The following is an 11,854-nucleotide window of genomic DNA, read 5'->3' as shown; positions in this document are numbered from 1 at the left end:
GACTGCTCCGTCATGAAATCTGTCGTTCCAGTGGCAGCAACTTGCCGCTTCCGGACGCCGAGCGTTTCACGTGAAACATCTCGACCGGGGTTTCGGCCTGCCACAGATCCGCCAGGGCATCGTGGTCGATGGTGGTGATGAACACCTGGCAGCGCATGTTTTCCAGCCAGCGGCAGAACAGTCGTCGATGCGAGCCGTCCAGTTCCGCCGGAAGGTCGTCAATCAAGTAGACGCAGCGGCGTCCCGTACTGGCCTCCAGGAGCCGCCCCTGAGCCAGCTTCAGGGCACTGACCACCAGCTTCTGCTGGCCACGGGACAGCACCTCGATGGCGGGGCGCTTGCCGAGGCGAATGGCCAAGTCTGCGCGCTGTGGGCCCTGCTGGGTGAATCCCATCTGGCGATCGACGTCGCGCCCCTGCCGCAGCAGGTCACCCAGCTCTCTCCGTCGATCCCAGCCACGGGAGTAGCGCAACTGAAGATCCTTCAGCGGCAGCAGTCCATTGAGGGTCTCTTCGAAGACCGGCAGAAAGGCCGTGAACCAGGCGGCGCGCATGGCATCGATTCGCTCGCTCCAGTCCACCAGCTCTCGTTCCCAGGCTGTCATAGAATCAGAGTCCATTCTACCATGCCTCAGCAGGGCGTTCCGATGTTTCAGCGCGCGACGGGCCCGTTGCCAGGCCTCCAGGAAGTCGTGTTTCACGTGAAACACTCCCCAGTCCATGAATTCACGTCGCGCGGCCGGGGAGCCCTCGAGAAGCCGGAAGGCATCAGGGTTGATCAGCTGCAGGGGGAGCGTCTCCACTAACCGCGACAGACGGCCAACGCGCTCCCCGGAAAGGCGAATCTCCAACTCATCCTCGCTGCGTCTTCGGCGGACACCGAACGGCACCGGTGGCTCCCCGGCCAGTCGGCCATGGGCCATCAGCTCATCGCCATCATGGGCTATGACATGCCGCATGTTGCGGGTGCGAAAAGAGCGCCCCATGCCGAGGATATGGATGCCTTCCAGCAGACTGGTCTTGCCACTGCCATTCTCGCCAACTATCAGGTTGACCTGAAAACCCGGTTTTAAATCAACGGGTTGCAGATTTCGAAGGCCATGGAAGACGAGATGGTCAAGGGGCATGGAGTCAACAGGGGACGGTGGCGGCCCGGTCGGGCCGCCATGGGTGGGTCACAGGCGCATCGGCATGACGACGTAGAGGGCATCACCGCCACCCGGCTCCTCCATCAGCGCACTGCTGTTGGAATCCGCCAGGGTCATCTGCACGCGATCTTCATCGATGGCATTGAGCACATCGACCAGGTAACCGACATTGAAGCCGATCTCCAGGGAGTCTCCGCTGTACTCGATGGCGATGTTCTCCTCGGCCTCTTCCTGCTCGGGGTTGTTGGCCATTACCTTGAGGTTGCCCTCCTCGAGGTGGAGTCGCACACCGCGGTACTTCTCGTTGGAGAGAATGGCGGTACGCGACAGCACCTGGCGCAACTCGGCACGCTCGGCGATAAAGACCTTGTCGCCACCGCGAGGCACCACTCGCTCGTAGTCGGGGAACTTGCCGTCGACCAGCTTGGAGGTAAAGGTGAAATCGCCGGTATGCGCACGGATATGGCTTGCCCCCAGGGTCAGGCTGACCGGGTCCTCGCCGTCATCGAGCAGTCGTACGAGCTCGAGGATGCCCTTGCGCGGCACGATAAGCTTGTGGGGCGACTCCACGTGCAGTTCGGCCGGCCGCGAGCACACCGCCAGGCGATGGCCGTCGGTCGCCACCGCACGGATCAGGTTGTCACGCATCTCGAGGAGCATGCCGTTGAGATAATAGCGCACGTCCTGCTGGGCCATGGCGAAGGAGGTGGCGTCGATCAGGTGCTTGAGCATGCCCCGAGGCAGGCTCAGCTCGGTGCTACCCTGGCTGTCCTCGATGCTCGGGAACTCGGCGACCGGCAGGGTCGAGAGCGTGAAGCGCGAACGCCCGCTGCGTAACACCGCGCGGCCCTCCTCCAGGGAGAGCTGGATCTCGGCCTGGTCGGGCAACGACTTGCAGATATCCATCAGCTTGCGAGCCGGCACGGTCACTCCGCCCGGCTCATCCACCCGGGTGGCCACTGTGCGCCCGATCAGCTCCACTTCCAGATCGGTACCGGTCAGCGCGACCTCCTCCTGCCCCACCTGTATCAGTACGTTGGAAAGCACCGGCAGGGTCTGGCGGCGCTCCACCACGCCGGCCACCAGCGTCAGCGGTCGCAGTAGCGCTTCGCGGGAGATGGAAAATTTCATGTCGGCTCCACGTCTTGTCCTGAAGGGTTGCAGCCGGCGGGGGCCCGGCCGAACGGCATGGCGACCATTAAACCACAAGCCGGCGGTGTCTCGGAGGGCGGAGCGCTCAGCTGGTCAGCAGCCGCAGCAGGTTCTTGTAGTCCTCGCGGATATCGGAGCTCTCTTCCTGAAGCTGCTTCACCTTGCGACAGGCGTGCAGCACCGTGGTGTGGTCACGCCCGCCGAAGGCATCACCGATCTCCGGCAGGCTGTGGTTGGTCAGCTCCTTGGCCAGGGCCATGGCGACCTGGCGAGGCCGCGCCACCGAACGCGAGCGGCGCTTGGAGAGCAGGTCGGCGAGCTTGATCTTGTAGTACTCGGCTACCGTGCGCTGGATATTGTCGACCCCCACCTGCTTGTCCTGGAGGGCCAGCAGGTCCTTGAGCGATTCGCGGATGAAGTCCTGGGTGATCGGCTTGCCCATGAAGTGGGAGTCGGCGATCACCTTCTTCAGCGCCCCTTCCAGCTCGCGAACGTTGGAGCGGATCTTCTGAGCGATGAAGAAGGCAGCATCGTGGGGCAGGTCGACCTTGGCCTGGTCGGCCTTCTTCATCAGGATAGCGACCCGTGTCTCGAGCTCCGGTGGCTCGATCGCCACCGTCAGGCCCCAACCGAAGCGCGACTTGAGGCGCTCCTCCACGCCGCTGATCTCCTTGGGATAGCGGTCGGAGGTCAGGATCATCTGCTGACCGCCCTCGAGCAGGGCATTGAAGGTGTGGAAGAACTCCTCCTGGGAGCGCTCCTTGCCGGCGAAGAACTGGATATCGTCGATCAGCAGGGCGTCGACGCTGCGATAGAAACGCTTGAAGTCGTTGATGGCGTTGAGCTGCAGCGCCTTGACCATGTCGGCCACGAAACGCTCGGAGTGCAGGTAGACCACCCGCGCATTCTCGCGGCGACCGGCCAGGGCATTGCCCACGGCATGCATCAGGTGGGTCTTGCCCAGGCCCACCCCGCCATACAGGAACAGCGGGTTATAGGCACCGCCGGGGTTCTCCGACACCTGGCGGGAAGCGGCCCGAGCCAGCTGGTTCGACTTGCCCTCGACGAAGGTCTCGAAGGTGAAGTTGGGATTGAGACCGCTGGTGTGCTTGAGGCTGCCCTCCACCTGGACCTGGCGCTCACCACCGGGGCGCCGGACAGCCGCCGTCTCCTCGCGGCTGTCCTCGATCTCGACCTCGTCGGCCGCAGCGCCGCGGGGGGGAGTATGCACCGCCGGGGCCGCCGGCCGCCGCGGGGTCGCCGACACCGGTGTGCCAAGCTCTCGCGGCTGGGGGCGAGGGGCGGCACGGCGACTACCAACACTCAGCACCACCTTGGGCGGCCGTGCCGGCGACAGCTCACGCAGCAGCTCGGTGATCCGCTTGGCGAACTTGTCGCTGACCCAGTCACGGACGAAGCGGTTGGGGGCCAGCAGGCACAGCTCTCCCCCTTCGCCCTCCTCGGCCTGGAGCGGGCGAATCCAGGTGTTGAACTGCTGAGAGCTCAATTCGTCCTGCAGGGTATCCAGACACTGTTGCCAGAGAGCCAGCGACACGCGATCTCACCACCTTGTCGAAAAACGGCCGGGCATTGTATCGCCCCACCGCACGGTTATCCACACCCCCGACCACCCCTATACAGCCTGTGGAAAAACGGGTCCCTGGCATGGTGACTACTGCGGGACCGAACTGTGCGCAACGAGAGGCTGTGGAGGAGCTCGCTTTTCTTCCACAGGATACCCCAGCATCGCACACCGCTCATCCCAGGCCTATCCACAGCAACAGCATAGCTTCATCATACTGTATTGAAAGGACTAATATAACTTATCCCCAGAATGCCTCCCCAGTATTAATAACAAGGTATTACAGGTTATAAACACTGTTGTTATGGAAGCCCTGGATGACTGGCGAGCGACATCGGTAACCTGATCGCCATGCCCAGAAGGATGTTCGCTGGCCACGGCTGCCGCACAATCGGTCGGATCGGCGCACAGAAAAATTGCACCGCCCGGGGGAAATCACTACAATTTCCGGTCTTGAACCGAATACGTCCGGGTTCCCCGCGGGAATCCAGGCGCCTCGCAAACGACGAATCGTCCAGAAAACCACGTGGGAATAACGAGTTATGAAACGCACCTTTCAACCCAGCGTCCTGAAGCGTAAGCGTGCGCACGGTTTCCGTGCCCGTATGGCCACCAAGAACGGACGTGCCGTCCTGGCGCGTCGTCGCGCCAAGGGTCGCAAGCGCCTGAGCGCCTGATCACGGATCCTGCGTGCCCCGTCAGTCGTTTCCCCGCCGTCTGCGCCTGCTGACGGCCGGGGACTATCGCCAGGTCTTCGAGAACGCGACCTTCAAGGTGCATGGCAAGGGGCTGATGGCACTCGCCTCGCCCAACGATCTGGGCCATCCCCGCATCGGCCTTGTCATCAGCAAGAAGAGCATGCGCCGTGCCGTAGACCGCAACCGCGTCAAGCGACTGGTGCGTGAATCGATCCGCTTCCAGCAGCATCGCCTCCCCGCCGTCGACATCGTGATACTCTCGCGGCGCGGCGTAGGCGAACTGGATAACGAGACCCTGCATCGGCAGCTGTTCGGGATGTGGCGAAGGCTGGTACGCGAGGCATTGAAGACGCCCGCGAGAGATCCCTAATCAAGCGTCGAGCCGTCTTCATCCGACCGGAGCCCGCCGAAGCATGAGCGCACCCCCTCACAAGGCAAGGCTTGACGCTGCCGGGGCTACCCTCGAGAGTCCGTGTTCGGAATACAGCCTGCCAGTGGCAGGCTTTTGTCTATCTCGGGCGGCTGAAACGCCTTCCGCCCCTGGCATGTTCACTACCCACTGGGCAGAACCCTCATGGACGTAAAACGACTCCTATTGCTGATTCCACTGGCGGTGCTCGCCTATCTGATCGTCGTGCAGTGGAATCAGGACTATGGCCAGACGGCCGTCGAGCCACAGGCTCCCTCCTTTACCAGCAGTCAGTCCGGGGACAGCGACTCCCGGTCCGAAGGCGCCGAGGATGGTCTGTCGGTTCCCGCGGCAAACAGTGGCGATAGCATGGCGGAGGCCATGCCCGACGAGAACGAGGCCACAGCCAGCCGCGACCTGGTTGCCGTGATGACCGACGTGCTGGACCTGCGCATCGATCCCCAGGGCGGTGATATCGTCTATGCGGCACTGCCCCAGCACAAGCTGACCCTCGACTCGGACCGCTCCTACGTGATGCTTTCCGACAGCGAGACGCGCAGCTATGTGGCGCGCTCCGGACTGCAGCTGGATGGCCAGTCGGGACGCATCGCCTACTCCCCCGAGAAGACCGAATATCGCCTGGCCGAGGGTGACAAGCGCCTCGAAGTCGACCTGAGTGGCGAGGTCAACGGCATCGAGGTCACCAAGCGCTTCTCCTTCGAGCGCAACAGCTATGCGGTGGACGTCGAGTACTTCCTGGCCAACAACACCGAGTCCCCGGTCTCCGCGCGGTTCATCGGCCAGCTGGCCCGCGACAACAGCAGCGATCCCTCCAGCGGTCCCAAGATGGGCATGCGCTCCTATCTGGGTGCGGCCTACTCCACCCCCGAGGATCGCTACCTGAAGGTCGACTTCGAGGAGATCCAGGAAGGCAACTTCGAGAACCGCGAGGCCGAGGGCGGCTGGGTCGCGATCATCCAGCACTACTTCGTCAGTGCCTGGGCCCCGCCCCAGAACCAGCAGAACCTCTACTACGCCACCACCGACTCCAGCGGGCGTAATGTGGCCGCCTTCGCCGGCCCGGTGACCCAGGTGGCCGCCGAGGGCGAGTCTCGCCTGGGTGCCACCCTCTATGTGGGCCCCAAGGTGCAGGACTACATGGAAGCCGTGGCCCCCAACCTCAAGCTCACCGTCGACTTCGGCTGGCTGTGGTTCATCGCCAACCCGCTGTTCTGGCTGCTCGACAAGATCCAGGACGTGGTCGGCAACTGGGGCTGGTCCATCGTGCTGCTGACCATCCTGGTCAAGGCGGCCCTGTGGCCGCTCTCCGCCAAGGCCTACAAGTCCATGGCCCGCATGCGCAAGCTGGGTCCGGAGATGCAGCGCCTCAAGGAGCAGTACGGCGACGATCGCCAGAAGATGTCCCAGGAGATGATGAAGTTCTACCAGAAGGAGAAGATCAATCCTCTGGGTGGCTGCCTGCCGATCCTGGTACAGATGCCGGTGTTCATCGCCCTCTACTGGATGCTGCTGGAGTCCGTGGAGCTGCGCCATGCGCCCTTCATGTTCTGGATCCAGGATCTCTCGGTGAAGGATCCGCTGTTCATCCTGCCGATCCTGATGGGTGCCTCCATGTTCGTGCAGCAGATGCTCAACCCCACCCCGCCGGATCCCATGCAGGCGAAGATCATGCGCATGCTGCCCATCGTCTTCACCTTCTTCTTCCTGTGGTTCCCGGCCGGTCTGGTGATCTACTGGGTGGTGAACAACATCATCTCCATCGCCCAGCAGTACGTGATCACCCGCAAGATCGAGAACGACCCCAGCGTCGGCAAGGGCATGAAGACCAAGTAGAACCGCTCGCCCGAGCCGCTCACCAGACCCCCGCCCCGAGCGGGGGTCTGGCGTTTTTGGGGAGCCGAAACGACAATGCTGGCATCACGCCGAGGAGAACCCCATGGTCCCGCTTCACGATCAGGACACCATCGCCGCGCTGGCCACCCCGCCGGGACGCGGCGGGGTCGGCATCATCCGCGTCTCTGGCCCGCTCTGCGCGACGATCGCCGAGGCGGTGGTGGGCCACTGCCCCTCGCCTCGCCTCGCCCACTACGGGCCCTTCCGGGGCGAGGAGACGGTGCTCGACGAGGGGATCGCGCTGTTCTTCCCCGGGCCGCACTCCTTCACCGGCGAGGATGTCCTCGAATTGCAGGGCCACGGCGGCCCGGTGATCATGGACCTGCTGCTCGGCCGCTGCCTCGAGCTGGGAGCTCGCCCGGCGCGCCCCGGCGAGTTCTCCGAGCGCGCCTTCCTCAACGACAAGCTGGACCTCGCCCAGGCCGAGGCGATCGCCGACCTGATCGATGCCAGCTCGCGGGCGGCCGCCGAGAACGCCCTGCGCTCCCTGCAGGGGGACTTCTCGCGCCGGGTCGAGGGCCTGGTGGAGCGACTGATCGAGCTGCGCATCTATGTGGAGGCGGCCATCGACTTCCCCGAGGAGGAGATCGACTTCCTGGGGGATGGCCGGGTCGCGGAGATGCTCGCCGGGGTGAAGGAGGAGCTTGCCGCGGTGCGTGCCGCCGCCGGCCAGGGCGCGCTGATGCGCGAGGGGATGAGCGTGGTGATCGCCGGCCGGCCCAACGCCGGCAAGTCGAGCCTGCTCAACGCCCTGACCGAGCAGGAGACCGCCATCGTCACCGATATCGCCGGCACCACCCGCGACGTGCTGCGCGAGCACATCCATATCGATGGCATGCCGCTGCATATCATCGACACCGCCGGTCTGCGTGACACCCCCGATGCCGTGGAACAGATCGGCGTGGCCCGGGCCTGGGCGGAGATCGAGAAGGCCGACCGGGTGCTGCTGCTGGTCGATGCCGCCACCACCGACGCCACCGATCCCATGGCGATCTGGCCGGAGTTCGTGGCCCGGCTTCCCGACCCGGCCCGGCTGACCCTGGTACGCAACAAGATCGATGCCAGCCAGGAGACTCCGGGGCTCGACTTGTCCACAACCACTCCCATCGTGAGGCTATCCGCGAAGACCACACAGGGTGTGGATAACCTGAAGGCCCACCTCAAGGCGGTAATGGGCTTCACCGGCACGGCGGAGGGTCGCTTCTCGGCCCGCCGCCGCCACCTCGACGCCCTGGATCGCGCCGAGCGGGCACTGCTCAACGGCGAGGCTCAGCTCTCGGGCTTCGGGGCCGGTGAGCTGCTCGCGGAGGACCTGCGCGACGCCCAGCAGGCACTGGGTGAGATCACCGGGGAGTTCAGTGCCGATGATCTCCTCGGCGAGATCTTCGGCAGCTTCTGCATTGGCAAGTAGGCAGGCCTACTCGCCGACCCACCAGTCGCCGCGATAGCTCGCCGCACCGCTCAGCAGCGGGGCTACCCGCCCCATGGCCGCGGAGAGACGCTGGTCGAGTCCCCACGGCGGGTTTACCACCAGCATGCCACTGCCGAACATCCCGCGCGCCTCGTGGCCCGGCGCCTGCAGGCGAAATTCGCTGCGCCATACCTTGCGTACGCCACCGGCCTTCACGGCATCGAGCAGCTCGTGGTGCCGGCCTGCCGGCAGCAGCGGGTACCACACCAGCACCACGGCATGCCGCGCCTTGTGCAGTGTCGCCAGCAGCGCCTGGGCCACCTCGACATACTCCTGCTTGCGCTCGTAGCTCGGATCGATCAGCACACACAGGCGCGGCGTCTTCACCGGCAGCCGGTCGACGAGTCCCTTCAGTCCGTCGCCATGAATCGTGCGGATATCCCCCTCCAGCGGCTGGCCCGCCAGATGGGCATGCTCCCCGGGATGCAGCTCGAAGAGCAGCTGGCGGTCACCGGAGCGCAGTCGCCGCCCCATCCACCAGGGCGAGCCCGGATAGTGGCTCAGGCGGCGGGGCTCCGGCTGCGCCTCGACCAGTGCCGCCAGCCAGTCGCCCAGCAGCGCCTCATCCATGAGTGACTCGCGCTCCTCCCACAGGGGCAGGACGCCCTGTCGATACTCATGCAGCCGGGATGTCTCCTCCGCGGCCAGGGGATAGAGGCCGCGACCGGCATGGGTATCTATGAACGTAACTGGAGATTCTTTACGTAACAGGTGGTTGATGACCCCGTGCAGGGTCAGATGCTTGTGAACGTCGGCAAAATTACCGGCATGGTAGGCGTGCTGGTAGGAGAGCATGGGTGCGGACCCGCGTATCGGCAACGAGAGAGAAAAGGTCAGAGAAAGGGCCCGCCACAGGAGTGGCGAGCCCGATGGGTTACCGCTGGGGTTCGAGCTAGCGCTTACTCGAAGCGGCTCTCGATCGGCGTCAGGGTAATCTCGACGCGACGGTTCTGGGCACGCCCTTGCTCGGTGTTGTTGCTGGCCACCGGCTGGTTCTCGCCATAGCCGGTCATGTTCAGGCGACTGCCGGCGACACCGGCCTGGGCCAGGTAGTTGCCCACCGCCTGGGCGCGGCGCTCGGAGAGCCGCTGGTTGTAGGCGGCATCACCGGTGCTGTCGGTATGGCCCCCGATATTGACGCGGGTATCGTCGTACTGGGTCAGTACCCTGGCCACCTCGTTGAGGGCATTGCGCGCGTTGGAGGTCAGCTCGCTGGAGTCGAAGCCGAAGGTGACCTCACTGGGCATGTTGAGCACGATATCGTCACCACGCCGGTCGACGCCGATGCCGGTGCCCTGGGTGCTCTGGCGAAGCTGCTCCTCCTGGCGGTCCATGTAGGCGCCAACACCGGCACCCGCGGCGGCACCCACGGCGGCACCCACCAGCGCACGGTCGCGCCGACTGGTGCTGCCGTCGCCGCTCAGTGCGCCGGCGGCAGCGCCGACCACGGCACCGATGGCGGCACCGGTGCCGGTCTGGTTGCGGTCGGTCTGGCCGCTGTAGGGGTCAGTGGTGGCACAGCCGGCCAGCAGCACGGCAGCGGCCAGCGGGGCCATGAAACGAAGTGGCTTGGTCATCGTGGTGTTCTCCTTGGTTTGGGTCATTGGTCATTGGCCCGTTCGTTCATCCCTGGGGCCGTCAATGGCAACGATTGCGATGAGCGTAGCACAGGCACCATCAGGACTCGTCGATGGACGCCAGCAGTTCGTTCAAGAATAGTAGACCTCGGGGGGAAGCTTGAACCCTTTGGCCATCTTCCACCAGAAGTCCTTTTTTGCGTGCGCTGGCGAGACGCTCGACCAGCACCGCTTTCGGCAGGCCGGTAGTCTCGCTCCATAGCGCCAGTGGCACGCCCTCGGGCAGCCGCAACGCGTTCATGGCGAATTCCAGCGGCAGGTCGGCCGCGTCGACGGGATGCACATCGGCCACGAACCCTCGCGGATCGTGACGACGCCGCAGATAGGCCTCGGGCTGGCGGCTCTTCCAGCGTCGCTCGATGCGCAAGCGGCCATCCTCGCCCGGGGCGCTCAGTTTGCCGTGGGCGCCGGCACCGATGCCCAGGTAGTCGCCGAACCGCCAGTAGTTGAGGTTGTGGCGTGAGCGGCGCCCCTCCCGGGCATAGGCCGAGATCTCGTAGCGCTGGAATCCCGCCGCCTCGAGGCACTCATGGCCTTGATCCTGGATCTCCCACAACGCCTCCTCCTCGGGCAGGGCCGGCGGGTAGCGGTAGAACTCTGTATTGGGCTCCAGGGTGAGCTGGTACCAGGAGAGGTGTTCCGGCTCCAGCGCCAGGGCATGCTGCAGGTCCTTCAACGCCAGTTCCGGTGTCTGCCCGGGAAGCCCATGCATGAGGTCGACGTTGAGGTTGTCGAAGCCCGCCTGGCGCGCTTCGGAAAAGGCCGCCTCGGCATCATCACCGCTGTGGATACGCCCCAGTGCCGCGAGCTGTGGCGCCTGGAAGCTCTGCACGCCCAGCGACAGGCGATTGATGCCCGCCTCGCGGTAGCCGGCGAAACGACCGCGCTCCAGGGTACCGGGATTGGCCTCGAGGGTGATCTCGATATCGTGGGCCAGGGGCAGGCGCTCGGCCACGCCTGCCAGCAGGCGCCGGTAGAAGTCGCCGGAGAGCAGGCTCGGCGTGCCGCCCCCGATAAACAGGCTGACCAGCTCCCGCTCCGCGGCCAGCGGCAGGTCGGCATCGAGGTCAGCGAGCAGGGCGGCGAGATACGCCTCCTCGGGCAGGCCGGCGGAGCGGCCGACAGCGTGGGAGTTGAAGTCGCAGTAGGGGCACTTGCGCACGCACCAGGGCACGTGCACATAGAGGGCCAGCGGGGGGAGCGCCAGTGGGGGCAGCGCCATCAGTGGCTCCCTTGGTCCTGGCGGAACTGCTCGACCAGGGCCTGCAGGGCCCGGCCGCGATGGCTCAGCCGGTTCTTCTCCGCCGCCGGCAGCTCGGCCACGCTCATGCCCTGGTCGGGCAGCCAGAACAACGGGTCGTAGCCGAAGCCTCCCTCGCCGCGCGGATGGGCCAGGATCTCGCCCTCCCAGCTGCACTGAACGATCCTCGGCACCGGATCCTCGGGATGACGCAGATGCACCAGCACGCACCAGTAGCGCGCGCTGCGAGCTCCCTCGGGCACCTCGGCCAGCGCCTCGAGCAGGCGCGCGTTGTTACGCTCGTCGCTCTTCGGCTCGCCGGCATAGCGGGCGGAATAGATGCCGGGGGCCCCGTGGAGGGCATCGACCTCCAGGCCGGAATCATCGGCCAGGGCCGGCAGGCCACTGACGCGGCTGGCCTCGCGCGCCTTGAGCAGGGCGTTCTCGACGAAGGTCAGGCCAGTCTCCTCCACCTCGGGTACGGCGAAGTCCGACTGGGGGCGCACCTGCATGCCCAGCGGCGCCAGCAGCTGGGCGAACTCGCGCAGCTTGCCGGGATTGCCACTGGCCAGCACCAGGCTAGCAATGGGGGTCATGGGATTCC

Annotated in this window: 11 protein-coding genes; 4 read left to right on the top strand and 7 right to left on the bottom strand. The window is 65.3% G+C overall.

The window, feature by feature from the left end; genetic code table 11:
• Nucleotides 1–10: 10 nt before the first annotated feature.
• The 3 genes from recF to dnaA form a co-directional block, all read right to left on the bottom strand.
• Entirely contained in the window at nucleotides 11–1,126 is a 1,116-nt protein-coding gene (gene recF, locus GRB96_RS09610) for a DNA replication/repair protein RecF (protein WP_161431936.1), read from the bottom strand.
• 48 nt (nucleotides 1,127–1,174) lie between these two features.
• Nucleotides 1,175–2,278 carry a DNA polymerase III subunit beta gene (dnaN, locus tag GRB96_RS09605; RefSeq protein WP_161431935.1) on the bottom strand — a complete coding sequence of 368 codons (1,104 nt, stop codon included), beginning with the start codon at nucleotides 2,276–2,278 and terminating at the stop codon, nucleotides 1,175–1,177.
• Between the two features lie 106 nt (nucleotides 2,279–2,384).
• Nucleotides 2,385–3,854, bottom strand: coding sequence for a chromosomal replication initiator protein DnaA (gene dnaA / locus GRB96_RS09600; protein ID WP_161431934.1), 1,470 nt, complete (start codon nucleotides 3,852–3,854; stop codon nucleotides 2,385–2,387).
• A 569-nt stretch (nucleotides 3,855–4,423) separates the two neighbouring features.
• On the opposite strand from dnaA, the gene rpmH reads away from it, so the two are divergent.
• The 4 genes from rpmH to mnmE all read left to right on the top strand — a co-directional run bounded on the left by rpmH (nucleotide 4,424) and on the right by mnmE (nucleotide 8,313).
• Complete coding sequence (rpmH, locus tag GRB96_RS09595) at nucleotides 4,424–4,558, top strand: 50S ribosomal protein L34 (RefSeq protein WP_008959105.1); 135 nt, start codon at nucleotides 4,424–4,426, stop codon at nucleotides 4,556–4,558.
• Between the two features lie 13 nt (nucleotides 4,559–4,571).
• Nucleotides 4,572–4,949 (top strand): ribonuclease P protein component, encoded by a 378-nt coding sequence (gene rnpA / locus GRB96_RS09590; protein ID WP_161431933.1) that lies wholly within the window; start codon nucleotides 4,572–4,574, stop codon nucleotides 4,947–4,949.
• Between the two features lie 204 nt (nucleotides 4,950–5,153).
• Nucleotides 5,154–6,842 carry a membrane protein insertase YidC gene (gene yidC / locus GRB96_RS09585; RefSeq protein WP_161431932.1) on the top strand — a complete coding sequence of 563 codons (1,689 nt, stop codon included), beginning with the start codon at nucleotides 5,154–5,156 and terminating at the stop codon, nucleotides 6,840–6,842.
• Nucleotides 6,843–6,945: 103 nt separating this feature from the next.
• Complete coding sequence (gene mnmE, locus GRB96_RS09580; RefSeq protein ID WP_161431931.1) at nucleotides 6,946–8,313, top strand: tRNA uridine-5-carboxymethylaminomethyl(34) synthesis GTPase MnmE; 1,368 nt, start codon at nucleotides 6,946–6,948, stop codon at nucleotides 8,311–8,313.
• 6 nt (nucleotides 8,314–8,319) lie between these two features.
• Here the strand turns inward: mnmE and GRB96_RS09575 are convergent, their stop codons facing one another.
• The 4 genes from GRB96_RS09575 to rdgB form a co-directional block, all read right to left on the bottom strand.
• Complete coding sequence (locus tag GRB96_RS09575) at nucleotides 8,320–9,168, bottom strand: 23S rRNA (adenine(2030)-N(6))-methyltransferase RlmJ (RefSeq protein WP_161431930.1); 849 nt, start codon at nucleotides 9,166–9,168, stop codon at nucleotides 8,320–8,322.
• A gap of 104 nt (nucleotides 9,169–9,272) precedes the next feature.
• The gene (locus tag GRB96_RS09570) at nucleotides 9,273–9,950 is read right to left on the bottom strand and encodes a YiaD family glycine zipper/OmpA-like lipoprotein (RefSeq protein ID WP_161431929.1); all 678 of its coding nucleotides are present in this window, start codon (nucleotides 9,948–9,950) and stop codon (nucleotides 9,273–9,275) included.
• Nucleotides 9,951–10,050: 100 nt separating this feature from the next.
• The gene (gene hemW, locus GRB96_RS09565) at nucleotides 10,051–11,232 is read right to left on the bottom strand and encodes a radical SAM family heme chaperone HemW (RefSeq protein WP_161431928.1); all 1,182 of its coding nucleotides are present in this window, start codon (nucleotides 11,230–11,232) and stop codon (nucleotides 10,051–10,053) included.
• Complete coding sequence (rdgB, locus tag GRB96_RS09560; RefSeq protein WP_161431927.1) at nucleotides 11,232–11,846, bottom strand: RdgB/HAM1 family non-canonical purine NTP pyrophosphatase; 615 nt, start codon at nucleotides 11,844–11,846, stop codon at nucleotides 11,232–11,234. The genes hemW and rdgB overlap by 1 nt, the downstream gene beginning before the upstream one ends.
• Nucleotides 11,847–11,854: the final 8 nt, after the last annotated feature.

Origin of the sequence: Halomonas alimentaria, assembly GCF_009902005.1 — a bacterium.
GTDB classification, from domain to species: Bacteria; Pseudomonadota; Gammaproteobacteria; order Pseudomonadales; family Halomonadaceae; genus Halomonas; species Halomonas alimentaria.
The sequence above is the reverse complement of the archived record's forward strand: the minus strand, read 5'-3'. Positions and strand labels throughout refer to the sequence as shown.

Bases quoted from the DNA above. Each gene is read 5' to 3' on its own strand.
- recF (WP_161431936.1), bottom strand. From the start codon at position 1,126: ATGCCCCTTGACCATCTCGTCTTCCATGGCCTTCGAAATCTGCAACCC.
- dnaN (WP_161431935.1), bottom strand. From the start codon at position 2,278: ATGAAATTTTCCATCTCCCGCGAAGCGCTACTGCGACCGCTGACGCTG.
- rpmH (WP_008959105.1), top strand. From the start codon at position 4,424: ATGAAACGCACCTTTCAACCCAGCGTCCTGAAGCGTAAGCGTGCGCAC.
- yidC (WP_161431932.1), top strand. From the start codon at position 5,154: ATGGACGTAAAACGACTCCTATTGCTGATTCCACTGGCGGTGCTCGCC.
- mnmE (WP_161431931.1), top strand. From the start codon at position 6,946: ATGGTCCCGCTTCACGATCAGGACACCATCGCCGCGCTGGCCACCCCG.
- GRB96_RS09575 (WP_161431930.1), bottom strand. From the start codon at position 9,168: ATGCTCTCCTACCAGCACGCCTACCATGCCGGTAATTTTGCCGACGTT.
- GRB96_RS09570 (WP_161431929.1), bottom strand. From the start codon at position 9,950: ATGACCAAGCCACTTCGTTTCATGGCCCCGCTGGCCGCTGCCGTGCTG.
- hemW (WP_161431928.1), bottom strand. From the start codon at position 11,232: ATGGCGCTGCCCCCACTGGCGCTCCCCCCGCTGGCCCTCTATGTGCAC.
- rdgB (WP_161431927.1), bottom strand. From the start codon at position 11,846: ATGACCCCCATTGCTAGCCTGGTGCTGGCCAGTGGCAATCCCGGCAAG.